Annotated in this window: 24 protein-coding genes; 15 read left to right on the forward strand and 9 right to left on the reverse strand. The window is 56.4% G+C overall.

Annotated features, from left to right (window positions below; translation table 11 throughout):
* Positions 1-30 precede the first annotated feature (30 nt).
* The 5 genes from BC777_RS16155 to BC777_RS16175 all read right to left on the reverse strand — a co-directional run bounded on the left by BC777_RS16155 (position 31) and on the right by BC777_RS16175 (position 5,760).
* The gene (locus tag BC777_RS16155) at positions 31-1,911 is read right to left on the reverse strand and encodes a hypothetical protein (RefSeq protein ID WP_100369228.1); all 1,881 of its coding nucleotides are present in this window, start codon (positions 1,909-1,911) and stop codon (positions 31-33) included.
* Positions 1,908-2,336: a hypothetical protein gene (locus BC777_RS16160; protein ID WP_100369229.1), complete on the reverse strand. Its 429-nt coding sequence runs from the start codon at positions 2,334-2,336 to the stop codon at positions 1,908-1,910. The genes BC777_RS16155 and BC777_RS16160 overlap by 4 nt, the downstream gene beginning before the upstream one ends.
* The gene (locus BC777_RS16165) at positions 2,337-3,545 is read right to left on the reverse strand and encodes an AAA family ATPase (RefSeq protein ID WP_100369230.1); all 1,209 of its coding nucleotides are present in this window, start codon (positions 3,543-3,545) and stop codon (positions 2,337-2,339) included. It abuts the gene before it with no gap.
* Between the two features lie 77 nt (positions 3,546-3,622).
* Complete coding sequence (gene coaBC, locus BC777_RS16170) at positions 3,623-4,816, reverse strand: bifunctional phosphopantothenoylcysteine decarboxylase/phosphopantothenate--cysteine ligase CoaBC (RefSeq protein WP_100369231.1); 1,194 nt, start codon at positions 4,814-4,816, stop codon at positions 3,623-3,625.
* Between the two features lie 65 nt (positions 4,817-4,881).
* Positions 4,882-5,760, reverse strand: coding sequence for an RNA polymerase factor sigma-32 (locus BC777_RS16175; RefSeq protein WP_100369232.1), 879 nt, complete (start codon positions 5,758-5,760; stop codon positions 4,882-4,884).
* Between the two features lie 94 nt (positions 5,761-5,854).
* On the opposite strand from BC777_RS16175, the gene cobU reads away from it, so the two are divergent.
* From cobU to BC777_RS16195, 4 genes are read left to right on the forward strand one after another with little or no spacing between them, the layout of a single operon-like run.
* The gene (gene cobU, locus BC777_RS16180; protein ID WP_100369233.1) at positions 5,855-6,382 is read left to right on the forward strand and encodes a bifunctional adenosylcobinamide kinase/adenosylcobinamide-phosphate guanylyltransferase; all 528 of its coding nucleotides are present in this window, start codon (positions 5,855-5,857) and stop codon (positions 6,380-6,382) included.
* A complete protein-coding gene (locus BC777_RS16185; protein WP_100369234.1) occupies positions 6,379-6,942 on the forward strand; it encodes a histidine phosphatase family protein in 564 nt (187 codons plus the stop codon). Before cobU ends, BC777_RS16185 begins: the two co-directional genes overlap by 4 nt.
* Before the next feature lie 60 nt (positions 6,943-7,002).
* Positions 7,003-7,695, forward strand: a complete 693-nt coding sequence (locus tag BC777_RS16190; protein WP_100369235.1) for a glutathione S-transferase — start codon at positions 7,003-7,005, stop codon at positions 7,693-7,695.
* Between the two features lie 51 nt (positions 7,696-7,746).
* Positions 7,747-9,261 (forward strand): YifB family Mg chelatase-like AAA ATPase, encoded by a 1,515-nt coding sequence (locus tag BC777_RS16195; protein WP_100369236.1) that lies wholly within the window; start codon positions 7,747-7,749, stop codon positions 9,259-9,261.
* A gap of 10 nt (positions 9,262-9,271) precedes the next feature.
* Here the strand turns inward: BC777_RS16195 and gshB are convergent, their stop codons facing one another.
* From gshB to rsmI, 3 genes are all read right to left on the reverse strand, one after another.
* The gene (gene gshB / locus BC777_RS16200; protein WP_100369237.1) at positions 9,272-10,210 is read right to left on the reverse strand and encodes a glutathione synthase; all 939 of its coding nucleotides are present in this window, start codon (positions 10,208-10,210) and stop codon (positions 9,272-9,274) included.
* 67 nt (positions 10,211-10,277) lie between these two features.
* Positions 10,278-10,634 carry a YraN family protein gene (locus BC777_RS16205; RefSeq protein ID WP_100369238.1) on the reverse strand — a complete coding sequence of 119 codons (357 nt, stop codon included), beginning with the start codon at positions 10,632-10,634 and terminating at the stop codon, positions 10,278-10,280.
* On the reverse strand, positions 10,631-11,491 hold the full coding sequence (gene rsmI / locus BC777_RS16210) for a 16S rRNA (cytidine(1402)-2'-O)-methyltransferase (RefSeq protein WP_100369239.1): 861 nt from the start codon (positions 11,489-11,491) through the stop codon (positions 10,631-10,633). Before rsmI ends, BC777_RS16205 begins: the two co-directional genes overlap by 4 nt.
* Before the next feature lie 104 nt (positions 11,492-11,595).
* On the opposite strand from rsmI, the gene BC777_RS16215 reads away from it, so the two are divergent.
* From BC777_RS16215 to murJ, 3 genes are all read left to right on the forward strand, one after another.
* Positions 11,596-12,780: a penicillin-binding protein activator gene (locus BC777_RS16215; protein WP_100369240.1), complete on the forward strand. Its 1,185-nt coding sequence runs from the start codon at positions 11,596-11,598 to the stop codon at positions 12,778-12,780.
* A complete protein-coding gene (locus tag BC777_RS16220) occupies positions 12,761-15,556 on the forward strand; it encodes a [protein-PII] uridylyltransferase (RefSeq protein ID WP_100369359.1) in 2,796 nt (931 codons plus the stop codon). The genes BC777_RS16215 and BC777_RS16220 overlap by 20 nt, the downstream gene beginning before the upstream one ends.
* Before the next feature lie 70 nt (positions 15,557-15,626).
* A complete protein-coding gene (gene murJ, locus BC777_RS16225) occupies positions 15,627-17,192 on the forward strand; it encodes a murein biosynthesis integral membrane protein MurJ (RefSeq protein ID WP_100369360.1) in 1,566 nt (521 codons plus the stop codon).
* Here the strand turns inward: murJ and BC777_RS16230 are convergent.
* Positions 17,189-17,869 carry a rhomboid family intramembrane serine protease gene (locus BC777_RS16230; protein ID WP_100369361.1) on the reverse strand — a complete coding sequence of 227 codons (681 nt, stop codon included), beginning with the start codon at positions 17,867-17,869 and terminating at the stop codon, positions 17,189-17,191. The two genes, murJ and BC777_RS16230, sit on opposite strands and share 4 nt — an antisense overlap.
* 88 nt (positions 17,870-17,957) lie before the next feature.
* On the opposite strand from BC777_RS16230, the gene trpS reads away from it, so the two are divergent.
* From trpS to BC777_RS16270, 8 genes are all read left to right on the forward strand, one after another.
* Positions 17,958-18,974: a tryptophan--tRNA ligase gene (trpS, locus tag BC777_RS16235; protein WP_100369241.1), complete on the forward strand. Its 1,017-nt coding sequence runs from the start codon at positions 17,958-17,960 to the stop codon at positions 18,972-18,974.
* 242 nt (positions 18,975-19,216) lie between these two features.
* Complete coding sequence (locus tag BC777_RS16240; protein ID WP_100369242.1) at positions 19,217-20,080, forward strand: branched-chain amino acid aminotransferase; 864 nt, start codon at positions 19,217-19,219, stop codon at positions 20,078-20,080.
* An 81-nt stretch (positions 20,081-20,161) separates the two neighbouring features.
* Entirely contained in the window at positions 20,162-20,617 is a 456-nt protein-coding gene (locus BC777_RS16245; protein ID WP_100369243.1) for a universal stress protein, read from the forward strand.
* A gap of 89 nt (positions 20,618-20,706) precedes the next feature.
* On the forward strand, positions 20,707-21,270 hold the full coding sequence (locus BC777_RS16250) for a NifU family protein (protein ID WP_100369244.1): 564 nt from the start codon (positions 20,707-20,709) through the stop codon (positions 21,268-21,270).
* Positions 21,260-21,835, forward strand: coding sequence for a tRNA (adenosine(37)-N6)-threonylcarbamoyltransferase complex dimerization subunit type 1 TsaB (gene tsaB / locus BC777_RS16255; RefSeq protein WP_100369245.1), 576 nt, complete (start codon positions 21,260-21,262; stop codon positions 21,833-21,835). The genes BC777_RS16250 and tsaB overlap by 11 nt, the downstream gene beginning before the upstream one ends.
* Positions 21,832-22,251 carry a GNAT family N-acetyltransferase gene (locus BC777_RS16260; RefSeq protein ID WP_100369246.1) on the forward strand — a complete coding sequence of 140 codons (420 nt, stop codon included), beginning with the start codon at positions 21,832-21,834 and terminating at the stop codon, positions 22,249-22,251. Before tsaB ends, BC777_RS16260 begins: the two co-directional genes overlap by 4 nt.
* Before the next feature lie 191 nt (positions 22,252-22,442).
* Complete coding sequence (locus BC777_RS16265; RefSeq protein WP_100369247.1) at positions 22,443-23,438, forward strand: BMP family lipoprotein; 996 nt, start codon at positions 22,443-22,445, stop codon at positions 23,436-23,438.
* A gap of 80 nt (positions 23,439-23,518) precedes the next feature.
* Positions 23,519-25,123 carry an ABC transporter ATP-binding protein gene (locus BC777_RS16270; protein ID WP_100369248.1) on the forward strand — a complete coding sequence of 535 codons (1,605 nt, stop codon included), beginning with the start codon at positions 23,519-23,521 and terminating at the stop codon, positions 25,121-25,123.
* Position 25,124 lies beyond the last annotated feature (1 nt).

A 25,124-nucleotide genomic window follows, 5' to 3' on the forward strand; every position in this document is an offset into this window, starting at 1 on the left:
GGATGACCCGCTCCGGAAGGGGGCTTGGCCTTAACTGTCTAACCATACCGTCCGCGCCCTTTCGATCGCATCATTGATCTTCAAAGGCGTTACATTGCGCCACCCCTTTTTGGCGTGGATCGGGACAACATATTCTGGCCGTCCGTTTTCGTCTGTCTGAAGGGCAATGGTCACGCCGGTCATCGCGCAATGCCGTGGCACCTGCGTGCGCGGGCCGTGATATTGCTTTACCGCATTCTGCCGTATTTTGCCCTGATGAAACGAAAGTCTGATCAGTTCGGCATGTTCAGCATTCCAGGCAAGCGCTTGTGACGCATTGTCCAGATACAAAAGCGTCAGACCATCAGGGATGGTTTGATTGAAGGGTTTCCCCAAACCGTAAACTTCGTAGTCCTGCCCATCAAAAGACATCGCCACCACCTTCGTATGCGGCGCATAAAGGACATGCCGCGGCGCCTTTGTGAGGTGCCTGTCAGCATTGATCAAAGGCGCATGCATCATCAGGTTGTCGCGATTGATGCTGATAACCTCGATCTTCGGCCGGGCAGATCTTTCGATTTGAACGCGGTAGGTTTCATTGGTCAGCAAAACGCGGTGATCAACGCGTCTGGGGCCGTTCAATCTGCCTTCATCGGTGATTTCGAATATGTTACGCGTACCGTCGTTGCGGACGATGGACACTTGCGGTGACACATGCAGATTGCCAACCGGATGCCCGGCAAAGCGCAGAGGATCAATCGTGACAACACCTCTGGCACGCGCCTTCGGCGCAGTGGAGCCGCGACTAAGATCAACCTCATACAAGGCCGTCTCGCATAGTTGCGGACCTTGTTTGTTCGGCTTTGACGGGGTGGCGATCATCGCAGACAAGCGCTTCTTCGCATCGACCTGCAGACCAAGCAATACATCATCACCCTTGACCGGGAGCCAGATACCCGTCGCGTGCTGTGAAGGAAGCAGCGGTTGCCACAACACGCCTTCATCCGTGTGAATTTGTGCAGCCTGATTGAGCCGGTCAAACAACCAACCGGTTTGAAACGGCGACGTCGTTAAAACACCGTCATCACCGGCACGTGCGCTACTAGGTCTTTTGGCCCTGACCTCTGGCTTGAAGGGCCGCCGCAGGGCTGTCACACAGGTGTTATCGTCCTCAAAAGTGATCTCAGCGCGGCCAAGCGTGCGGTTGCGATGTTTAATGGCAATCTCAGCAGTATTGGTCTGCGTTGCACCATGATGTGACCTGACGATCATCGCCCCGGCCACATCAGGATGCGCTGCCATATGCGCGGTTTGATGTGAACCGACATACCAGCAATCCAGCCGTCCGCTGACATCAAGGCGCGCCAGAACGTCATCGATTTTATCCTGTTCAAGCGGCTTTTGCACAATTTGGCTCAGATAGCGCTGAATGGTTTTACGGCTCAAACCTTCGCGCCAGCCCCGATCTTGCGAACCAGGCACGATCCAAACCAGATCGGCCTTCATCCGTTCGGCCCTGACCGCCAGATGAAACAGGGCGGCCAGTCCAACAAGCCGGTTACGTCCCAACATCCAAGGGCCAGAATCTAGGATGACGGCCAAAGTGTTGCGCTTACCTGCGTCCTGAAAATTACGTTTGCGAAACAGCACCTCGCCTTCAGCGATCCGGCGGACGAAATCGTCCGGGTCCAGTTCGCGTAGTAACCACTCTGTTTCAAGCAGCTGTGACAGCGCACCTTGGTTTTCCAAACCGTCATATCCAACAAAGTCACCAACAGGCTGGTTGTCAAAGATACCGGCCGTTTCCAATCTGGCTGGTAGCGCGCGCAATACACCGCCAATGACCCGCACCAAGGGCGCATCCATTTGCGCAAAAAGGGGTCCAAAGGCATCATAGGCTTTCGGCATCCGTGCGATCTTTTTGTCTGTCATGACAGACCTCCCAGATCGATTTGCGCAAGCTTGCGTGCCTGCGACAGATCCAACACCTGGGCGTCAGGCTGACCTGACAACAAAGCCACAGCGCCCCGAATATCATAGGTTTGTCGCAGCTTGGCGATGAACCCATCGATAAGTGGAGACGGCACATTGGGATAATAACCCATTTCGCACAAACACCCGCGACCCAATTGATACAAGAAGACGGGTTTGTCGTCTAACCATGGCAGGCTGGGGTCTTCGATGTCATCGTCTGGAAACAGTACCGACCAATCATCACCCACGGCCAAAGACATCTGGTCATAATGCACGACACGCGCCTGCAGCTTTGCGAAAAGAGCCCGTTGGCAGGCCCCGCGCACAAAAAGGGCAGCGACAGCGGCGCGCGTTTGCGTTGGGTGCAAAGCAAACGCTGGCATCTAGGTTTGGTCCGATACCTCTGGGCGAGGCGTATCGTCCGATGAAACTGCAGCAACAAGCCCGGTGCGCAGAACTGACAACGTGGGTGGCATATCATCCACCGAAAAACCCCCATCAATGCGGGTCAGCAATGACTCAAGTTTGACTTGCCAGACCTCAAACCCCGGATCAGAGGCCAGCGCAGGTTTCTGCGACAGCAACTCTTGGCCATAGTTCACCAGATCCACGGCAAGTGCTTGTGGGCCAAAACTGCTTTGCTTAACGCTTTCGCGCAGCAAAGTGTTTTCACCTTTGGACAATTCAGCTGCCAATAGATCCTTTACTTCGGCTTGCAGCGCAGGGTCTTGCACCATGTAAATAATAGGCCACATATCCGCGAGGGTTGCTTGGGTCCGGCCACCCAACAAAGCCGCCGCGGCAATCAGTTTTTGACCTTTGACCAAGCGACGGTCCGACATCGCCAAACCACCTACCCGCAGCTTGCGCACGATATGTACGTAGGGTTCCAGCGTTTGGGTCAAATCCACATCAGAGACGGCTTTGGTCAACATTTGTAAATCAGCCGCCGAAAGCTTTGCTGGGGCAGTATCAGACGCTGATTGCAGTTCGGATTTCGCCTGCTGCCATCCCGCCGATAACAACGCCGTCAGGCTTTCTTCGCTGACAGGCGCGACAAAGCTGGTCAGCAAAAACCGGTCGGCAAAGGCCTGTAGCATAGGGTCATCAGGCAGCGCGTTTGAGGCAGCAACACAGCTCCAAAGTGGGACATCACATTCAAATGTGCCGCGCCGATAAATCCGTTCATTCAAGACACCCAAGAGAGTATTCAAAATCGCGGTGGAACCCAAAAATATTTCGTCAAGAAAAGCAATGTTTGCCTCGGGCAGCATGTTTTGTACCACAGGCCGAACTTTGCCATCCTTGAGGGCAGCAAGATCCAAAGCGCCAAACAGCTCGCTCGGCTCTGTGAAGCGACCAATCAGATATTCAAAATATTTGCCTGAAAACTGCTGTGCCGCGGCCTTGACTGCGGCAGACTTACCCGTGCCTGGCGGGCCGACAAACAGGACATGTTCTTTCGTGACAATGCCCAGAACCACCAGTTCAAACAACAGGCGGCGTTCGACAAGCTGTCCACTGGCGGTATCGATCACCTGTGATACCCGTTCAAGGATTTGGGGAAGGTCTTGATTAGCAGATTCGGACATACCGCTCACATTCAAAGGAATTTAGGGTAGTCTAGGTGTGAGTATCCGGTAAGCAAGATGAAACTGGATCACCACCGTTACGTCAGCGCCTCGGCAATACGTTGGGCCAACATGCGCGCGACCGCGTCTTTCGACATACGTGGCCAGCTTTCCGCGCCTGTCGCCGTGATCAACGTCACCGCGTTCTCTGATCCACCCATGATCCCAGTTTCAGGCGACACATCATTGGCCACGATCCAGTCGCATTGCTTGCGTTCGCGTTTCGCCGTTGCATTGGCGATCACATCATCGGTTTCGGCGGCAAAACCGACCACAAGCTTTGGGCGTCCCACATCCATCTGTGCAACAGTTGCAAGGATGTCAGGGTTCTCGGCGAAAGTCAGTTGCGGCAAGCCAGATCCGTCCTTCTTAATCTTACTGTTCCCTGCATTCGCCACATGCCAATCCGCGACAGCCGCGGCAAAAACAGCAGCCTCGACGGAACCTGCGGCATGTACGGCCTCTCGCATCTCTTGCGCCGTTTGGACCTTCACCGTGGTCACACCCATCGGCGGCGGCACATCTGCAGGCCCGGTTACAAAGGTCACATCCGCGCCCAGCGCAGCCAAGGCCCGCGCAATCGCGGTCCCCTGCGCGCCAGAGGATCGGTTCGCGATATAGCGCACCGGATCAATGGGTTCATGTGTCGGGCCGGAGGTCACCAAAACACGGCGACCCTTCAGCGGGCCGTCAGCCAAAGCGGCATCTACAGCCGCGACAATTTCTGGCACTTCAGCCATACGGCCCGGTCCGTATTCCCCGCAGGCCATGTCGCCCTCATTCGGGCCAACCACCAAAATACCGTCGCCCCGCAATATCGCAAGATTGCGCTGGGTCGCCGGATGTTCCCACATCCGTACATTCATCGACGGCGCAATCAAAACGCGCTTGTCAGTGGCCAAAAGCAAGGTTGAGGCAAGGTCATTGGCGAGGCCACAAGCCATTTTCGCCATCAAATCAGCCGTGGCAGGAGCCACAACAATCAGATCGGCAGCGCGGGACAACTCGATATGCCCCATCTCTGCCTCATCTGTGAGGTTAAAGAGGTCTTGGTAGACTTTGGATGCCGATAAAGCCGACAGGCTCAATGGTGTTACAAATTCTACCCCTGCCGTGGTTAAAACGGGCGTCACTTGCGCGCCCTGTTCGCGCAACCTGCGCACAAGGTCCAACGCCTTGAAGGCGGCAATGCCGCCTCCAACAATCAAGAGAATATGCTTATTTGTGAGCATGCGCTTTCCCCGGCCATAGTGGTCTGACACTAGGTCAGATCAGACCGGAAAGACAACGCCAGTAGCTATGCAAAGAATGCATGCACCTCAGAGCTTTGAGACTCCAGGCTTTTGCGCATTTTACCAAAGGCCGCAGCTTCCAACTGACGGACACGTTCCTTTGAAAGGCCCAGCTCTGTGCCAAGGCTTTCTAAAGTGCGTGGGTCCTCGCGCAGTTTGCGTTCCCGCACGATGAACTGCTCACGATCATTCAGGCCTGACAGTGCTGTCAACAACCACTGGCGCAACGTGTCATTGTCATGTGTATGCTCAACTGTTTCAGCCGCCTGCGGGCCGTCATCTTCCAGCGCGTCAATCCATTCGCGGCCTTCGTCTTCGACCGATTGGGTCGCATTCAGTGAAAAATCAGAGCCCGACAGGCGACCTTCCATCATTTCAACATCATGCAGCGGCACGCCGACTTCGATGGCGATCAACTCGCGCATCTCATGCTTATCCATCACCCGACCCTCTGCGGCCGCTTCACGCTCCAACCGGGCCTGCACGCGGCGCATGTTAAAGAACAATGACTTTTGTGAGGAGGTAGATCCAGTACGCACCATGGACCAGTTGCGCATAACGTAGTCTTGGATCGATGCCTTGATCCACCACACTGCATAGGTGGAAAAACGAACACCGCGATCTGGGTCAAACTTGTCAGCGGCCTTCATTAAACCGACAGACGCTTCCTGAATAAGGTCGTTCATCGGCGCACCATAGCGCTTGAACTTGGACGCCATCGAAATCGCCAGGCGCATATAGGCTGTAATCAAACGGTGCAAAGCCTGTTCATCACGCTCATCACGCCAGGCGTAAGCAAGCGCCAGCTCAGTCTCGGCATCCAGCAGTTCCGCCTTCATCGCCGTCCGAGACAAAGTTTGATCAGAAAAACCGGTAACGCCCATTGTATTTCTCCTAGGTTGCACTGTGATGCATTAACTTTGTTGTCTGAAATGGGTACGCAGGGTTAAACAAAATGGATCACAAAAAGTTACTGATATGGCATTGCCCAAGCTCACTCTTATCCTAGGCGGCGCGGCATCGGGCAAATCTGCCTTCGCCGAACACCTTGTTTTGCAAGGCGGGAACGGCACACCGATCTATATCGCCACTGCACAGATTTTTGATGATGAGATGGCAGATAAAGTTGCAAAACATCGCGAAATGCGTGGAACGGGGTGGCATACAATAGAGGAACCGGTCGATTTTACAGGGGTACTCGCACAGGTCGCAAAGGGTCAGCCTGTCCTGATTGATTGCGCAACGCTCTGGCTGACCAATCTGATACTGGGGGAACATGATGTCGTTGCACGGACTGACGCCCTCATCACGGCATTGGCGCATTGCAATGGGCCGGTCATGATCGTCTCAAACGAAGTTGGCCAAGGCATCGTGCCCGACAACGCTTTGTCGCGCAGGTTCCGCAATGCGCAGGGACGGCTGAACCAAAGGCTCGCGGCTCAGGCTGATCTGGTCGTGGCCGTCATGGCCGGACTGCCCCTCACGCTCAAAGGCAGCCTCGCGTGACCAAGCTATGGCTGGTACGCCATGGCCCAACCCATGCGAAATCCATGGTGGGGTGGTCGGATATCCCCGCCGATCTGTCCGACACCGCAGCGATCAGCCGCTTACGGGATTTCTTGCCTGATGCGCCGGTGGTATCATCTGACCTTATCCGTGCGGCAGGTACTGCCGATGCGCTCAATCCGAAAATACGGCTGCCACACGACCCGAACCTGCGTGAGATCAATTTCGGTGACTGGGAACTGCGCACATTCAGCGAGGTTGAGGCAGAAGACCCCGACCGCATTCGCGCCTATTGGGAAACCCCCGGCCATGTGGCCCCACCCAATGGTGAAAGCTGGAATGCTGTGCGGCAACGTGTTGATCGCGCAATCGAACGGCATCTGACCAACAACGATAAGGACCTGATTATCGTAGCGCATTTTGGCGTGATCCTGACCCAAGTGCAGCGCGCGCTTGGCATTGGAGCATATGAGGCCTTCAGCCACCGTATCGATAACCTCTCCGTTACACTCCTCGATACCGACGGCTGGACGGTAGAGCATATCAATCACAACCCATGATGGGCCGCGTCACAGATGATCGTTAGCATGTTGGAACCATGATCAGATAAGAGGCTAAGCATGACTTATAACCTCTATATCGGTGATCGTACCTTCAGCAGCTGGTCCTTGCGTGGCTGGCTGATGCTGGAAAAATTTGGGCTGCCCTATCGGGCGCATATGGTTGGGCTTTATTCCGGCACGATGCAGGAAGATTTGGCACATCTTGCGCCAGCCAAAACGGTGCCCGCGATGCAAACCGCGCAAGGTCACGTGTTGACCGACAGCCTGGCCATGGCAGAAACATTGACAGAGAATCACCCCGATGCGGGCCTCTACCCCACTGATCCGGCGGCACGCGCACTTGCCCGCTCTATCACAGCAGAGATGCATAGCGGGTTTCACGGCCTGCGCGGTGCCTGTCCCATGATGCTGGGGTTTTGTTGGGACGGGTTCACGCCCACGCAAGCGGTCAAAGATGACCTGCAAAGGATCGAAGAACTTTGGCACCTTGCCCGTGCGCGGCACGGCGTAAATGACCCATGGCTCTTTGGCGACTACTCGCTGGCTGACGCGTTCTACGCGCCTGTGGCTATGCGCATCACGGCCTACAATTTGCAGGTCAGTGATCAATCGCGTGCCTATGTAGACACCCATCTGAATGACCCTGCATTTCTGGCATGGCGCAAGGCCGCGTTGGAGGAGGTGCATGACCCTTTCCCCTATCAACAGCCATCGCTGGATAAACGACCATGGCCCGGTGACGAAAATTAACCTTTCTTAAAGACCCGCACCCTACCCGTTAACCATAAACGGGGGATCGCAATGGTCGCGCTGGCCTATACAGTTGCATTTGAAGGGATCGAGGCGCGCTTGGTGGAAGTCCAATGTGCGGTGACGCCGGGCATCCCAGCGTTCTCTATCGTGGGACTGCCAGACAAGGCAGTCTCGGAGGCGCGGGAAAGGGTGCGCGCAGCGCTGACGGCGATGGCCATTGCGCTGCCGTCCAAGCGGATCACGGTAAACCTATCGCCAGCAGACTTGCCCAAAGAAGGGTCACATTTTGATCTGCCCATCGCGCTAGCGCTTTTGGCCGCACTCGAAATCATCCCGCATGACGAAGCCGCCCAAACCGTCGCATTGGGTGAACTGTCTTTGGACGGCACGCTCGTCCCCGTTGTCGGGGCCTTGCCAGCGGCCATGGCTGCCGCACAGGAAGACCGCACACTCTTGTGCCCGCAGGCCTGCGGGGCCGAGGCCGCTTGGGTCGGCGCAGTCAATGTAATCGCACCGCGTACGCTGGCTGATATGGTACGACACTTCACCGGACAATCGGTCCTGACACCGGCAGAACCCGGTGAGGTCGTGGGGCATGCCGGCGCACGCGATCTGTCCGAGGTCAAAGGCCAAGAACGCGCAAAACGCGCGCTGGAAATCGCAGCCGCCGGACGGCACCACCTGCTTTTGGTCGGCTCCCCCGGATCAGGCAAATCAATGCTGGCCGCGCGCATTCCCGGCATCTTGCCGCAATTGACACCAACCGAGGCGCTTGAAACATCCATGATCCATTCGCTGTCAGGGCTGCTGGATGAAGGCGGGATCAACTGCGAACGTCCTTTCCGCGAGCCACATCACACGGCCTCCATGGCCGCTATTGTGGGTGGCGGGCGGAACGCCAAACCCGGCGAAATTAGTCTTGCGCATAACGGTGTGCTTTTCATGGATGAATTCCCCGAATTTCCGCGTACCGTTCTTGAAACCTTGCGCCAACCTATTGAAACTGGCGAAGTCGTTGTCGCGCGCGCCAATGCGCATGTGCGTTATCCATGCCGGTTCATGCTTGTTGCCGCCGCAAACCCATGCAAATGCGGCTACCTTGCAGACCCGGCGCGGGCCTGCGCACGCGTACCCATTTGCGGCGAAGACTATATGGGCCGCATTTCCGGGCCCCTGATGGACCGGTTCGATCTGCGCGTTGAGGTGCCTCCCGTCGCCTTCACCGACCTCGACCTACCCGAGGCAGGGGAAAGCTCTGCCAATGTGGCGAACCGCGTGCATCAGGCGCGCGAGATGCAAGCCAAACGCTTCACCGATCATCCCCAAGCCCGTGTGAACGCGGATATGGAAGGTCATCTACTGGAAGAAATCGCAACGCCCGACAGTGACGGACGCGCACTTTTGGTGAAAGTCGCCGAACGGTTCGGGCTCTCCGCGCGGGGCTATCACCGGGTTTTGCGCGTCGCCCGCACTATCGCGGACCTCGAAGGGGCGGCAGAGGTGCGCCACCCCCACGTCGCCGAAGCGGTCAGCTACCGGCTTGCCATGGCGAAAGAGGTCTAGGGTCAGGATCCTAGCGCCGCGCCTCAATCGCCTGCCAGATCTTTTCGGCGATATTCACGCCGTCAAAGCGCTCAAGCTCTTGAATGCCTGTGGGTGAGGTGACGTTAATTTCGGTCAACCAGTCACCGATCACATCAATGCCCACAAATATCTGGCCTTTCTCGCGCAGAAGCGGCCCGATGTGCGCGCAAATCTCACGATCGCGCTTTGTCAGCGCCACTTTCTCAGGGCGCCCACCCACATGCATGTTTGAACGGGTTTCACCCGCAGCAGGAACACGGTTGATAGCGCCAACAGGCTCTCCATCAACAAGAATGACCCGTTTGTCGCCCTTCGAAACATCAGGCAGGAATTGCTGCATGATCAGCGGCTCCCGGTTGATGCCCGCAAATAATTCATGCAGCGAGGCAAGGTTGCTGTCGCCGGCTTTCAGCTTGAACACACCGGCGCCGCCATTGCCATAAAGCGGCTTGAGGATCACATCACCATGCTGCGCACGAAATGTCTTGAGCGTTTCAAGATCACGGGCAATCATCGTTGGCGGCGTGAGATTGGGAAAGTTTAGCACCAAGAGCTTTTCGGGATAATTTCGGACCCAGAAAGGATCATTCACCACCAGCGTTTCAGGATGCACCATATCCAGAATATGCGTGGTCGTGATATAGCCCATGTCAAAGGGCGGGTCCTGACGTAGCCAAACCACATCAAAATCAGCCAGATCGACGATTTGCTCTGCGCCAAGGCGAAAATGATCGCCTTTCACCCGCTGCACGGTCAGTGGCCAACCCTTGGCTGTTACGCGGCCCTGATCATAGGCGAGCTTATCGGGCGTGTAATAAAACAGCGCATGCCCGCGCGCCTGCGCCTCTTCCGCAATCCGAAAGGTGCTATCGGCATCAATATCTATCGGCCCAATGGGGTCCATCTGGAAAGCGATCTTGAGCGACATAACAGGCCTCGTGCATAGAATACTCTGCCACTAGATGGCCCAGCACTGGCCTATGTGCAATGGGCCGTCACATTTCCATAAATGCATTCTCGATCACGTTTAGCCCACCCATGGCGTTCACAACCGCCAGATCAAAACGCACGTCCGTCAATTGGCCCAGCGGTTCGCCTGCCAAAAATTCACCCGCACTTGCCACAATACGGTCCATTTGCCTGCGGCCCAGACGCGTCGCTGCCTTTGCAAAACTGTGACTTTTCTTGACCTCGACAAAAACAACCGTGTCGCCTTCGCGCGCGATCAGATCAATTTCACCGGCCTCACTGCGCCACCGGCGTGCCGCAATTTCATGGTCGCGTTTGATATAGTCATTGGCAACAATATCCTCGGCGGCAAGCCCTGCATAATATCCGACGGTTCCGCTCATTCTGAATCTCCTAAACGCAGGGCGATCTGATAAACCTGCCTGCGCGGCAGGCCCAACGCACCGGCAACAACAGTCGCAGCATCCTTCACGCGCATCGTTTTCATCGCCTCGCGCAATGCTGTATCAATATCATCTGTCGCAACCTCGACCGCTCCAGCACGTCCAACCAAAACAACGATTTCACCTTTCACGGACCGTCCCTGAAAATCAGTGGCAAGATCCCCAAGTGTGCCGCGTGTCACCTCTTCAAACTTCTTTGTCAGCTCACGACAAACAACAGCTTCCCGCGCTGCTCCCAAAATATCACGCAAGTCGCCTAACATTTCCCTAACGCGTTTTGGGCTTTCATAAAAAACCAGCGTAAAGGGCACATCCCGCAGCGCTGCGATCTCGCTCTCGCGTTGTTTTTTGGCCGCCGGCAAAAACCCGATAAAGGCAAAACGATCTGTGGCAAGCCCCGAAACTGTCAGCGCTGCCAGCACCGCCGATGCGCCCGGCGCAGATGTCACGGAAAGCCCCTCTGCGATTGCCGCTCGTCCCAACTCATAACCGGGATCAGCCACCAAGGGCGTTCCCGCCTCAGAGACATAAGCCACTGATTTGCCATCCTTCATATTCGCAACCAACCGCGCGACGGCACCCTCACCACTGTGATCGTGAAACGCCACCACCTTGCGCCCGTCCAACGCAATGCCATGGATTTCCATCAGTTTACGTGCTGTGCGTGTATCTTCTGCTGCGATCAGGTCAGCGGATGCGAGTACATCAAGGCCCCGCAATGTTATGTCCCGCGCAGACCCGATCGGTGTCGCCACGAAATAAAGGCCAGCGGACAACGATTTGCTTGTGAAATTCATCTCTGGACCCGCCCGCCCCCTGCTTTATGATGCCTCTCGACATCGCGGGGGAACGTCGGGACTGTGCCAACTGTTCAAACCGCGAAACAGGAGGGATACCACTTATGTTTGCTTGTTTCAGCAATGCCCGCAAGCCGCTGGCTCCTTTTTTCGCGTTTACCGCACTATTGTGGCTTGCCGCCTGCACCGTACCGCTTGCGCCAGATGCCAATGTCGGCGACCAGATTGACCCGACTGAACCTATCGAAGTTGCCCTGTTGGTGCCGGGCGGATCGGCGCAGGCAAATGATAATCAGCTTGCGCAAAACTTTGAAAATGCAGCGCGCCTTGCTATTGCTGATCTTGACGGTGTCACGATTAATCTAAGGGTTTACAACACCGTAGGCGGAAATCCGCAGCAAGCCGCAGCCGTCGCAACACAAGCCGTGAATGAAGGGGCCAAAATCATCATTGGCCCGCTTTTCGGAGAGGCGGCAAACGCAGCTGGCGTGGCCGTCGCCGGGCGCAACGTCAATGTATTGGCCTTTACCAACAACCGTGCCTTTGCGGGGGGGAACGTCTTTATTCTTGGTTCGACCTTCGACAATACCGCGGAGCGCCTTGTCCGGTTTGGGGCACGCCAAGGGGTGAACCGCTACGTCGTTGTGCATGCCGACAATCTGTCTGGTCGCGTAGGGCGGGATGCAATCACCTCTGCCGTGCAAGGCAACGGCGGCGAAGTTGCTGCTGTCGAAAGCTATCCAGCATCGCAGCAGGGCATTTTCAGTGCGACCAACCGCATCCTTTCAAGTGTCCGCAACTCCGGGGCGCAAGCAGTGTTCACGACAGCCAGCGCAAATGCCGATTTGCCGATCATCGCAACGGCCCTGCCAGATGCCGGGATGGACATCAACCGCAGTCGGTTTGTCGGTCTGACCCGCTGGGACGCACTACCACAAATCGCAGCACTGCCCGGGCTTGACGGTGGGCTTTTTGCACTGCCTGATCCGGGTACATCAGCACTATTTGCCAACCGCTATGCTGCAACTTATGGCGGGGCACCACACCCGCTGGCTGGCTTAGCCTATGACGCGATCGCGGCAATCGGCGCGCTTGCCGCTTCAGGCAATACACAAGCCCTGACCAAATCAGCCCTCACCCAGCCAGAGGGCTTTCGTGGAACATCGGGCGTCTTCCGCCTGCTGCCAAACGGCCTTAACCAGCGCGCGCTTGCCGTTGCCACCATTCAAAACAAACAGGTTGTGATCCTTGAACAAGCCCCAAGAAGCTTTGGTGGCCCCGGCCTCTGACCGCAGCTCACCGCAGGACGATGGCACGCCGGACGGTTTGATCTGTCCGGCGTCTGCTATTTTTGACGCGCAGGCTGTCACCGCGCGCATCAATGTCGCCATTGCGGAGGCATCATCAGAAAAGGCGATCAGGGCGGCAACCGTTGCGGCCTTGGCGCAAGCACGAAGCGCAGGCATGGCACGGATCGCTGCCGCATTTCAGGCGCAACCTTTCGCCGCGCGCCCGACGACACGGGCCTATAGCTGGCTGACAGATCAGATTGTTAAAACTGTCCTCGATGTGGCAATCAAACATCTGCACCCGCTGCCCAACCCAACCGAAGGTGAACGGCTTTCTCTGATCGCTGTCGGCGGGTATGGCCGCGGAGAAATGGCACCACAGTCCGACGTCGATTTATTGTTTTTGACGCCCTACAAAATCACCCCTTGGGCGGAAAGCGTGATCGAATCCATGCTGTACATGCTGTGGGACCTGAAGCTGAAAGTCGGGCACGCAAGCCGCACTGTCAAAGATTGCCTGCGGTTGGCAAAGGACGACTACACCATTCGCACGTCGCTGGTGGAATACCGCCATTTAGCAGGCGATGCGGCACTGGCAGACGATCTGGGGGGGCGGCTTTGGTCGGACCTGTTCAAATCCACCGCAAGCGACTTTATCGAAGCAAAGCTGGCCGAACGTGAAACAAGGCACCGCAAGCAAGGCGGGCAGCGTTATGTGGTCGAACCCAATGTCAAAGAAGGCAAAGGCGGGCTGCGTGATCTGCAATCTCTGTTTTGGATCAGCAAATATGTGCATGGGGTCAAAGATACGGCCGAGCTGGTCAATCTGGGCGTCTTTACACCAGAAGAGTTCGAAACCTTCGTTACAGCAGAGGATTTTCTATGGGCCGTACGCTGTCACATCCATCTGATTGCGGGCAGGGCAACAGATCAGCTGACCTTTGACATGCAGGTCGAAGTGGCCGCGGCTATGGGCTATACGGATCGCGGCGGCCGGCGCGGGGTGGAACATTTCATGCAAGCCTTTTTCCGGCAAGCCACTCATGTTGGCGAATTGACCCGCATTGTTCTCACCGCACTTGAGGCGAACCATACCAAGCAAGACCCAATGCTGGTGCGCCTGCTCAAACGGCGCAAAAAGGCAAAGCCACCCTATGCGATTAAACAAAACCGGCTGACGGTTGCCAATGAAAAAGCGTTTCTGGCGGACAAGCTGAACATCCTGCGCCTATTTGAAGAGGCGCTGCGCACTGGCACCTTGCTGCACCCCGATGCGATGCGTCTGATTTCGGCCAATCTTGATCAAATCGATGCCGAGATGCGTGAGGACAAGGAAGCACAACGGATTTTCCTTGATTTGCTGTTGAAACATGGCAACCCGGATCGGGCTTTACGGCGAATGAACGAACTTGGGGTGCTCTCTGCGTTCATCCCCGAATTCGCACCGATCGTCGCGATGATGCAGTTCAATATGTACCACCACTATACCGTGGACGAACATACGATCCAGTGCATCAGCAACCTCGCTCAGATCGAACGCAAGGAACTGATCGAAGAACTGCCTGTCGTGTCCGGCATTCTGGAACGCGGGGTGAACCGCAAGGTGCTTTATGTGGCGCTGCTTTTGCATGACATCGGAAAAGGGCGCGATGAGGATCACTCAATCCTTGGTGCGCAGATTGCCCGCAAAGTCGCCCCGCGTCTGGGACTGAACAAGAAAGATTGCGACACCGTTGAATGGCTTATCCGCTATCACCTGCTGATGTCGGATGTGGCGCAAAAGCGCGATATTGCAGAACCACGCACGGTACGTGGTTTTGCCAAGGCTGTGAAATCCACCGAACGTCTGGACTTGCTGACCGCCCTGACCGTTTGCGATATCCGCGGCGTTGGTCCGGGGACGTGGAACAATTGGAAAGCTGTACTGATCCGCGACCTCTACAAGGCCACGAAATCAGCGCTCGAGACCGGTCTGGAAGACCTCAACCGCGAAACACGCGAAGCAGAGGCAAAACGTGCATTGCGCGCAGCGTTGTCCGACTGGGACAACAAGGCGCTCAAAACTGAATTGGGCCGGCATTACGGCCCGTACTGGCAGGGGCTCCCGCTGGCCGCGCAGACCGTGTTTGCCAAACTGCTGCGCGATATTGCAGATGATGAGATCAAGATCGACCTGATGCTGGACGAAGACCGCGACGCAACACGGGCTTGCTTTGCGGTGGTTGATCATGCCGGGCTCTTTAGCCGTATGACCGGCGCGCTTGCGCTGGTGGGGGCGAATGTGGTGGACGCCCGGACCTATACCTCAAACGATGGCTATGCGACGGCTGTGTTCTGGATACAGGACAATGATGGCAATCCTTACGAGGCCGCGCGGCTGCCGCGCCTGCGCAAGATGATCGCGCGGACGCTACGCGGCGAAGTGGTCGCCAAAGAAGCACTGAAAGATAAGGATAAGATCAAGAAACGCGAACGCGCATTTAAGGTGCCAACGAACATCAGTTTCGACAACGAAGGGTCCGAAATTTACACCATCATCGAGGTCGACACGCGCGACCGTCCTGGACTTCTCTACGATTTGACACGAACTCTTGCTGATAGTCACGTTTACATCGCCTCAGCCGTTATCGCGACATATGGAGAGCAGGTGGTAGATACGTTCTACGTCAAGGATATCGTCGGTCTGAAGTATTTCTCCGAAAGCAAGCGCGCCGGGCTGGAACGCAAACTACGCGAAGCGATTACGCAAGGCGCCGAACGCGCGGTTGCGGGGTGACCACGATGCTGCGTGCCAATTTTTTCGAAAAAATTGGGCCAAAGTTTTTAAAAACTTTGGGACGCTGCGCATGAAACCCATCCGCCTCATGTCCGGTTTTTTCACAGTGGGCCTCTGGACGCTACTCAGCCGCGTCATGGGCTTTGTGCGCGACATCATGATCGCGGCATATCTCGGTACAGGCCCCGTGGCAGAGGCATTTCTGGTCGCCTTTTCGCTCCCCAACCTTTTTCGCCGGTTCTTTGCCGAAGGGGCGTTCAACATGGCCTTCGTGCCGATGTTTTCCAAAAAGGTGGAAGGCGATGACGACCCGCACCGCTTTGCCCAGGACGCCTTTGTCGGGCTGGGGGGCATTCTGACAGTCTTTACAGTCGTGGGCATTATTTTTATGCCCGCGCTGGTCACAATCATGGCCAGTGGGTTTATCGGAACCGAGCGCTTTGATCTTGCCGTCTATTACGGCCGCATCGCCTTTCCCTATATTCTGTTTATCTCGCTGACAGCACTGCTATCGGGCGTTTTGAACGCCACAGGGCGCTTTACCGCCGCAGCCGCCGCCCCGATCCTTTTGAACGTCATCTTTGTTGCAACGCTGATCATCGCCGGATTAACCTGTGAATGCGCAGGGCCAGAGGGGCAGACCACCATCGGCCAATCGTTGGCCTATGCCGTGCCCGTGGCCGGTCTCGCTCAGCTCGCGGTGGTCTGGATCGCAGCAAAACGGGCCGGATATGCGCTGCGCATCGGTATGCCCAAGATCACACCAGAACTTAAACGGCTGGCTATTATTGCAGCCCCTGCCGCCCTTGCGGGTGGAGTTGTGCAGATCAATTTGCTTGTTGGAAGGCAAGTGGCCAGTTTCTTTGATGGCGCGGTTGCTTGGCTCAGCTATGCCGACAGGCTCTATCAGCTGCCTTTGGGCGTGGTCGGCATCGCAATTGGCGTCGTCTTACTGCCCGACCTGTCGCGCCGCTTACGGGCGGGTGATGAAAGTGGCGGGCGTGATGCCTTCAACCGCGCCTCCGAGATCAGCCTCGCGCTTACCGTCCCGGCCTCGGTCGCTCTCCTCGCAATCCCGCTCCCGCTTGTCAGCGTGCTGTTCGAGCGGGGGGCCTTTACCAGCGATGATACCGCAGCCACTGCACTTGCTGTTGCGATCTACGGGTTGGGGCTGCCTGCCTTTGTATTGCAAAAGACGCTGCAGCCACTGTTCTTTGCCCGCGAAGACACCAAGCGGCCATTCTACTATGCGCTCATCGCGATGGTGCTGAATGCCGCCCTTGCTATTGGGCTTTCGCCGGTTATCGGCTTTGCTGCTGCCGCAATCGGCACATCGCTCACTGGCTGGGCGATGGTGCTGATGCTGCTACGCGGCGCGCGCACCATGGGCGATGCAGGCAAATTCGACAGCCGTTTCAAGCAGCGTTTAGGCCGGATCGTTCTGGCGTCATGTGGGATGGGGGTAATCCTCACGCTCACTGCAACCGCAATGACACCCTTCTTTGGCACCGGCATACAACGCTATCTGGCTTTGCTGATCCTCGTGATCATCGGCATTGTCAGCTACTTTGGGATTGGCCACCTGATTGGCGCGTTCAAACTGTCGGAGTTCCGCCGCAACCTGCGCCGCGGCTAGGACCGCTCTCGCATGCGCGAAACAAGGCTGTTCCACCCACCGGGTGCCAGAACAACGGCCAGCAAGAAGCCTGTCACAAAGCCCGTCAACTCTGCGATCCACTGATTGTTGCCGCCAAAAATCAGCCCGAACGCCAGTTGTAGCATCAACAAAAATCCAATCAGTCGAAATGCCATGATCTGATTTTCGCCTGCCTCACCCAACCGCAACCATAGCGCATATGTATAGGCCCCGATCAGCCCGTATACGGGGGTGAACCCACCAATCAGCGGATAGTGGCTTTCAACAAAAAGACCAAAAACGATTGCCCCTGCGACGCTGGTGGCCAGATAAAGAAACATCACTTTGAGCGATCCGTAATACTCTGCCGTGAACTTACCCAAAGCCAAAGTCAGCGCCCCGCAAAAGGCGACCTGCGTCAGCTGCCCATTGATGAACGTATAGGTCACAAACCGTTTGAGCATATCAAAGGAATAGTCTCCGTTGACCAGCACACGGTCTAAAATAGCCGGCGAATACCCATAGGCGTTAATGGCCGAGACCCGCCATCCAACCCCGCGCGGGCCGCCGATGATCCCGTAGTTCGCCAATTGAAAGACTACTTCGATCCCGACGATCAACAGGGTCAGCATCACCACGACCGGCGGCAAAGCGTTAAACGGGCTTTCAGGCTTCATGTTCGTCTCGTTGTATAGTTGAAGTTGACCAGTCTGTCTGGCATGGGTATGCGACGCCTGCCCCGAAATCCACCCCGGACATTGCACCATGAGCCAGACATCTTTCACACCGCGCGTTTTCTCAGGGATCAAACCCTCTGGCGGACTGACGCTGGGCAACTATCTGGGTGCCATCAAGCGCTTTGTTGGCATGCAAGGCCAGATGGAGACCGTCTATTGCGTCGTCGACATGCACGCGATCACTGTCTGGCAGGACCCCAAAGAGCTGGCAAATATGACGCGGGAAGTGGCCGCAGGCTATCTGGCAGCAGGCCTCGATCCTGCCAAGTCGATCCTGTTCAACCAAAGCCAGGTTGCAGCCCATGCTGAACTGGGTTGGATTTTCAATTGCGTCGCGCGCGTCGGCTGGATGAACCGTATGACCCAGTTCAAAGACAAGGCAGGTAGCAATGCTGAGAAAGTGTCGCTGGGCCTTTACGCATACCCGGCCCTGATGGCAGCCGATATCCTGCTCTATCACGCGACCCACGTCCCTGTGGGTGAAGATCAGAAACAGCACGTTGAACTGACGCGCGATATCGCGGCCAAGTTCAACCATGACTTCAAGTCCGATTTCTTCCCGCTGACCGAACCGGTCATCGAAGGCCCCGCCATGCGCATCATGAACCTGCGCGATGGCACCAAGAAGATGTCAAAATCGGGTGAAAGCGACATGGAACGCATCAACATGACCGATGATGCCGATAAGATCGCCAAGAAGTTCAAGAAGGCCAAAACAGATCCTGAACCGCTTCCTGAAACTGTCGAAGGGCTGGCAGGCCGACCAGAGGCGCGCAATCTGGTCGAAATCTACGCAGCCCTGTCCGACATGACGCCAGAGGCCGTGATCGCCGCTTATCCCGGTGCTGGTTGGGGCACGTTCAAACCTGCATTGGCTGATTTAGCCGTCGCAAAACTTGCCCCTATCTCGGATGAAATGGCGCGTTTCATGGCAGACCCGGCAGAGATTGACCGTATCTTGGGTGCCGGTGCCGAAAAAGCGCGGGCCATCGCCGACCCAATCCTGCACGACACCTATGATATTGTGGGGTTACTGCGGTCTTAGGTCCTATCAGCTTACGATAAATTACTCTGTGCGGGCCAAGCCACCGTCACAAAACTGAATCCCTTAGGTGAAACGATTTGGGTGCGCGGCATAGATTCGCTCTGCCAGCCAGCCACGGTGGTCTTCGTCCCACTCGTCACCTTGGCATACCCTGGCGTCCGATGTTCCCCGGCATCGGACGTCGCTCCTTCTTTACCTTGTCAAAACGCGCGCCTACTGTTTGCGCAAAGGGAGGGCACGTTATGGCCACCGGGACAAACATCCGCACCTATTTCGAAGGCGCTTGGCACGATGGCGACGTACCTGTGATGCGCGCGGCGGATCACGGTTCGTGGCTAGGAACAACCGTCTTTGATGGTGCGCGCTTTGTGAATGGTTTGATGCCCGATCTGGACCTGCATTGCGCCCGCGTGAACCGCTCCGCCGAGGCGCTGATGATCAAGCCCACGGTCAGCACCGAAGACATGATCGCGATCACCAAAGAGGGTCTGGCCAAGTACCCGCAAGGGGCTGCCGTCTATATACGCCCAATGTATTGGGCAATCCACGGCGACCCCACAGCCATCGTGCCCAGTCCTGAAGCCACCGGATTTGCAATCTGCCTTGAAGAAATCCCACTTGCCCCCGATACGGCATCAACCACCTTGGGGCGGACCAAATTCCGCCGTCCTGTGATCGACGATGCCGTCGTCAATGCAAAGGCAGGCTGTCTTTACCCCAATAACGCCCGCATGCTGGCAGAGGTCCGGGCGCGAGGTTTCGGCAACGCGCTGGTTGCGGATGCCATGGGCAATGTGGCTGAAACGGCGACGGCGAACGTCTTTATGGTCAAGGACGGCGAAGTCTTCACGCCCATCCCGAACGGCACATTCCTGTCAGGGATTACCCGCGCGCGCCACATCGCAAACCTCAAGACCGATGGAGTTACGGTGCACGAAACTGTGCTGAGCTTTGACGACTTTTGCGGCGCGGATGAGGTGTTCCTCTCTGGCAACATGTCCAAGGTCACGCCCGTCACCGCCTTTGAGGATCGCCAATATCAGGTAGGACCCGTCACGCGAAAGGTGCGCGAGATGTATTGGGATTGGGCAGCAAGCACCGCTTAGGAACCGCAGCAAAGCTGCGCGACAATCTGTCGTTGCCACGGCCCCGGCGATGCGCCACACTTGGGCCAGAGGGAGACCAATATGCGTAAATTCATGGTCGTATTGGACGATAGCCGCGAGTGCTTGAACGCCATGCGCTTTGCCGCAATGCGCGCGTCGCATACAGGCGGTGGCGTGGCCGTTCTGGCCATTATTCCACCGGATGAATTCAACCACTGGATCGGTGTGGGCGAGATTATGCGCGCCGAGGCGCGCGAACGCATTGAAGTGCACTTCGAAGTCTTCGCCAAGTGGATGCGTGACAAACAAAACGTCGATCCAGAGCTGATCATCCGCGAAGGTGAACCGCTGAACGAAATCATTTCCCATGTGAATGAAGACCCCGAAATCGGCGTTCTTGTTCTTGGCGCAAGCGATGACAACAAGGGGCCGGGCCCACTGGTCACCCAACTGAGCAAGCAATCCGGCAGCCTGCCGATCCCGGTCACGATTGTACCCGGTGATCTATCGAAAGAACGGCTCGAAGCAATTACCTAAGCTGTGCATACAGTTTAGAATCATTCCAAACCCTTGACACTTGGGCGCGCGAGGCGCATATCTAAAGCCTGACAAAAAAGGTTGGCCCCATGTTCATCCAGACTGAATCAACACCAAACCCTGCAACGCTCAAATTTCTGCCCGGCCAGAACGTGTTGGAGGTCGGCACGGCTGATTTCCCAAGCCTTGAAGCCGCAGAAAGCTCACCCCTTGCAAAGCGCGTTTTCGCGGCTGGCGGTGTGACTGGTGTTTTCTTCGGCATCGATTTTGTGACGGTCACAAAGGCAGATGACGTAGAATGGGACCACATCAAACCCGGCATTCTGGGCGCGATTATGGAGCATTATCAGTCGGGCCAATCGGTCATGGCAGAAGATCATAAGCCCGCCAGCGGCCATGCAGAACATACCGGCGAAGACGGTGAGATCGTGGGCCAGATCAAAGAACTGCTCGACACACGCGTACGCCCTGCGGTGGCGCAAGATGGTGGCGATATCACATTCCACGGATTCGAGCGCGGCATCGTCTATCTGCACATGCAAGGCGCATGTGCTGGTTGCCCATCATCCACGCTAACCCTGAAAATGGGGATCGAAAACCTGCTGCGCCACTACATCCCAGAGGTGGTCGAGGTGCGGCCCGTTGCAGCCTAAACCAACCGTCCTGGCATTTGATACATCGGCGGCGCATTGCGCCGCCGCTTTGCTGTTGGGCGACCGTGTTGTGACCCGCGTAGACGAAATGGCCAAGGGGCAAGCCGAACACCTGATGCCCATGTTGGAAGAGATGTTGGCAGGTGAAAATCTGACATGGCGCGACCTCGATGGGATCGGCGTCGGTGTCGGTCCCGGCAACTTCACCGGCATCCGCATTGCGGTATCCGCAGCACGCGGACTGGCCCTCGGGCTTGGCAAACCAGCGATCGGTGTGAATGGATTTGAGGCGCGAGCATTGGGTGAAGACCTGCCGTTTACGGCAACGATTCCAGCACCGCGTGACCAATCCTACGTTCAGGCATTTCAGGCAGACGACACAGCGGACCCTGCGCAGATAGACCAACCGGCAGGCCTCCAGAAACCTGCGGCCAACCTCATCGCAGCCGTCGCCCGCATCGCCGCATCACGCCTGAAAGATGAAGCCGCGCGCCCCGCCCCGCTCTACATCCGCAGCGCAGATGCCGCACCGCCGCGTGATCCAGCCCCTGTACTGCTCCCATGACACCCGATGATATGGCCGCCCTGCATGCCGTTGCATTCAGCACAACACGGGCTTGGTCAGCAGCAGAATTCAACGATCTCCTCGCCCACCCCGGCACCCTCGTGAAGGGAGATTGTCAATGCTTTGCCCTACTCCGCATCGTTCTGGACGAAGCTGAAATACTGACGATTGCAACACACCCTACAAAACGGCGGCAGGGATTGGCGCGCAAAACGCTGTCCGAAAGCGAAGCACAGTCGAAATCGCAAGGCGCTACAAAGGTTTTCCTAGAAGTGGCCGAGGACAACACAAGCGCCATCAGCCTCTATACATCCACCGGCTATGCACAAATCGGGCGCCGTCCGGGTTACTATATGCCCAAAGATGGGGCACCTATTGCCGCTTTGGTCTTCGCCAAGTCACTTACAACAACCTGACCCTGCGTCAGGTTGTGGATAACACTGCATTTTGGCCGCTGGGCAAACGATTATGGCCAAAAAGCAGTTGATCTTCCCTGCAAGGCAAGGCCTTATCAATTGATGACCGACCTAAGATCGGCTCAGACCTTAACTGAGGGGGCCTGTATCGCCCGCAAAAGACCTCGCGTAACGACCTGGGAGAAATATCAATGACACTTATGCACAAATTCCTTGGCGCATCTGCCGCACTGGCGCTGACAGCCGGAACTGCCGTTGCAGATCCTGCCATCCTGTTCGATCTTGGCGGCAAGTTCGACAAATCCTTCAACGAAAGCGCCTATAACGGGGCCCAGCGTTGGGCCGAAGAAACTGGCGGTTCTTACGCTGAAGTTGAAATCCAATCCGACGCACAGCGCGAGCAGGCGATCCGCCGCTTTGCTGAATCTGGTGCAAACCCAATCGTCATGGCAGGCTTTTCATGGGCCACACCACTGGCAGAGGTCGCAGCCGACTATCCTGACACCAAATTCGCAATCATCGACATGGTTGTTGAGGCGCCAAACGTCCGATCTGTTGTGTTTAACGAGCATGAAGGCTCTTACCTTGTTGGTATGATGGCGGCGATGGCATCCGAAAGCGGGACAGTCTCTTTCGTCGGCGGCATGGACATCCCACTGATCCGCAAATTCGCATGTGGCTACGCCCAAGGTGCGATGGCAGTGAACCCAGATGTCACCGTAATCGCGAATATGACAGGCACAACGCCTGCCGCTTGGAACGATCCAGTGAAAGGGTCCGAACTGACGCTAGCACAGATCAGCCAGGGTTCTGACGTTGTGTTTGCGGCGGCTGGCGGTACAGGTGTTGGCGTTCTGCAAACGGCAGCGGATCAGGACATTTTGTCGATTGGTGTGGACGCCAACCAAAACTACCTGCACCCGGGTGAGGTGCTGACATCCATGATGAAACGCGTGGATAACGCGGTTTATGAAGCCATGTCGCAAGGCGAAGACCTTGAGGTCGGCTTTAACGTCATGGGCGTTGCGAACGAAGGTGTGGGCTATGCGCTTGACGAATTCAACGCAGAGCTTGTCCCCGATGAGATGAAAGCAACCGTTGACGCAGCGGCGGCGGAAATGGCGGCGGGTACGCTGGCCGTCCACGACTACACATCCGACGAAACCTGCCCAGCGCTCAGCTTCTAAAACAACGCTAAGGCCAACATGATAGAGGGCCGCGCTGAGAAATCCGCGCGGCCTTTTGCATAAAAGCAACAGGTGTCCCAATGTCCGACGTAGCCCCCGCCATTGAACTCAAAGGCATTTCCAAAGCCTTCGGCCCTGTTCAAGCGAACAAAGATATCTCCATCCGCGTGATGCCCGGCACGATCCACGGGATCATCGGAGAGAATGGGGCGGGCAAATCGACCCTGATGTCGATTTTATACGGGTTTTATAAGGCTGACGCTGGCGAAATCTTCATTTCTGGTCGCAAAACTGCAATTCCTGATAGCCAGGCCGCGATTGCGGCAGGCATTGGAATGGTGTTCCAGCACTTCAAACTGGTTGAAAACTTCACGGTTCTCGAAAACGTTATTCTAGGGGCCGAGGACAGCGGATTGCTACGCCCCTCCCTGTCACGCGCGCGGCGCGAACTGAAAAACCTTGCTGAGGAATACGAGCTCAACGTTGATCCTGACGCCCTGATTGAAGAGGTCGGCGTGGGCATGCAACAGCGCGTTGAGATTCTCAAAGCGCTTTACCGCAAAGCCGATATCCTGATCCTTGATGAGCCGACAGGCGTACTGACGCCAGCTGAGGCCGACCACCTGTTCCGTATTTTGGAGAACCTCAAACGCGAAGGCAAAACCATCATCCTGATCACGCATAAGCTGCGCGAGATCATGGAAATCACCGATACCGTCAGTGTGATGCGACGCGGAGAGATGACCGCGACCGTCAAAACGTCAGAGACTAGCCCACCTGAACTGGCCGAGCTGATGGTGGGCCGCAAGGTGCTGCTACGCGTCGATAAAGTGCCCGCACAGATCGGCCGGAAAATTCTTGAAGTCAAAGACCTAAACGTCACCGACGACAAGGGCGTGCATCGCCTGAAAGGCGTCAGTTTTGACGTGCATGCAGGCGAGATTTTGGGGATCGCGGGCGTGGCAGGGAACGGGCAATCCGAACTGCTGGAAGTGCTGGGTGGGTACGAAAGGGCCACCGGCTTGGTCAAGATCAACGGTGAAGAGATTGACCTGACCGGCGCCAAGTCAGACGGGCAGAGCCGCCGCGCGCGCGGGATCAGCCATGTGCCAGAGGACCGTCAACGCGAGGGTTTGATTATGGATTTCCACGCGTGGGAAAACACCGCGTTTGGATATCACCATGACGCAGAGTACCAGCGTTCTAAACTGTTCATGAACAACGCAGCGATCCGCAAGGATACCGAAGAAAAGATGGCCCGTTTCGACGTGCGCCCGCCCGACCCCACACTAGAAGCAAAAAGCTTTTCCGGCGGAAACCAACAGAAAATCGTGCTTGCACGGGAGATTGAACAGAACCCGGATTTGCTCTTGATCGGTCAACCAACACGCGGTGTGGACATCGGCGCGATCGAATTTATCCACCAGCAGATTGTTGCACTTAGGGATCAGGGCAAAGCTATTTTGTTAGTTTCCGTGGAGTTAGAAGAAATTTTGTCGCTCTCGGACCGCATTGCCGTTATGTTTGACGGAAAAATAATGGGCGAGCGTATGCCTGATAAAACAGACGAAAAAGAGCTCGGGCTTCTCATGGCGGGTATGACGACCGAACCGCGTGGGCTCCTGCACGAGGCTGTCGAGGCACAGCTTGCGCATGCTGGCGGTGATGCCGGCAAAGAGGTGTAGG

It is taken from the genome of Yoonia maricola, from assembly GCF_002797915.1.
In the GTDB taxonomy this organism is placed as follows: Bacteria; Pseudomonadota; Alphaproteobacteria; order Rhodobacterales; family Rhodobacteraceae; genus Yoonia; species Yoonia maricola.

Excerpts from the sequence above, each read along its gene's own strand:
- BC777_RS16260 (WP_100369246.1), top strand. The coding sequence starts at position 21,832 with ATGACACCCGATGATATGGCCGCCCTGCATGCCGTTGCATTCAGCACA.
- BC777_RS16190 (WP_100369235.1), top strand. The coding sequence starts at position 7,003 with ATGACTTATAACCTCTATATCGGTGATCGTACCTTCAGCAGCTGGTCC.
- BC777_RS16240 (WP_100369242.1), top strand. The coding sequence starts at position 19,217 with ATGGCCACCGGGACAAACATCCGCACCTATTTCGAAGGCGCTTGGCAC.
- BC777_RS16215 (WP_100369240.1), top strand. The coding sequence starts at position 11,596 with ATGTTTGCTTGTTTCAGCAATGCCCGCAAGCCGCTGGCTCCTTTTTTC.
- BC777_RS16195 (WP_100369236.1), top strand. The coding sequence starts at position 7,747 with ATGGTCGCGCTGGCCTATACAGTTGCATTTGAAGGGATCGAGGCGCGC.
- BC777_RS16160 (WP_100369229.1), bottom strand. The coding sequence starts at position 2,336 with ATGCCAGCGTTTGCTTTGCACCCAACGCAAACGCGCGCCGCTGTCGCT.
- BC777_RS16250 (WP_100369244.1), top strand. The coding sequence starts at position 20,707 with ATGTTCATCCAGACTGAATCAACACCAAACCCTGCAACGCTCAAATTT.
- BC777_RS16265 (WP_100369247.1), top strand. The coding sequence starts at position 22,443 with ATGACACTTATGCACAAATTCCTTGGCGCATCTGCCGCACTGGCGCTG.
- gshB (WP_100369237.1), bottom strand. The coding sequence starts at position 10,210 with ATGTCGCTCAAGATCGCTTTCCAGATGGACCCCATTGGGCCGATAGAT.
- BC777_RS16165 (WP_100369230.1), bottom strand. The coding sequence starts at position 3,545 with ATGTCCGAATCTGCTAATCAAGACCTTCCCCAAATCCTTGAACGGGTA.
- BC777_RS16155 (WP_100369228.1), bottom strand. The coding sequence starts at position 1,911 with ATGACAGACAAAAAGATCGCACGGATGCCGAAAGCCTATGATGCCTTT.
- BC777_RS16175 (WP_100369232.1), bottom strand. The coding sequence starts at position 5,760 with ATGGGCGTTACCGGTTTTTCTGATCAAACTTTGTCTCGGACGGCGATG.
- cobU (WP_100369233.1), top strand. The coding sequence starts at position 5,855 with ATGGCATTGCCCAAGCTCACTCTTATCCTAGGCGGCGCGGCATCGGGC.
- BC777_RS16230 (WP_100369361.1), bottom strand. The coding sequence starts at position 17,869 with ATGAAGCCTGAAAGCCCGTTTAACGCTTTGCCGCCGGTCGTGGTGATG.
- BC777_RS16205 (WP_100369238.1), bottom strand. The coding sequence starts at position 10,634 with ATGAGCGGAACCGTCGGATATTATGCAGGGCTTGCCGCCGAGGATATT.
- rsmI (WP_100369239.1), bottom strand. The coding sequence starts at position 11,491 with ATGAATTTCACAAGCAAATCGTTGTCCGCTGGCCTTTATTTCGTGGCG.
- BC777_RS16270 (WP_100369248.1), top strand. The coding sequence starts at position 23,519 with ATGTCCGACGTAGCCCCCGCCATTGAACTCAAAGGCATTTCCAAAGCC.
- coaBC (WP_100369231.1), bottom strand. The coding sequence starts at position 4,816 with ATGCTCACAAATAAGCATATTCTCTTGATTGTTGGAGGCGGCATTGCC.
- murJ (WP_100369360.1), top strand. The coding sequence starts at position 15,627 with ATGAAACCCATCCGCCTCATGTCCGGTTTTTTCACAGTGGGCCTCTGG.
- trpS (WP_100369241.1), top strand. The coding sequence starts at position 17,958 with ATGAGCCAGACATCTTTCACACCGCGCGTTTTCTCAGGGATCAAACCC.
- BC777_RS16245 (WP_100369243.1), top strand. The coding sequence starts at position 20,162 with ATGCGTAAATTCATGGTCGTATTGGACGATAGCCGCGAGTGCTTGAAC.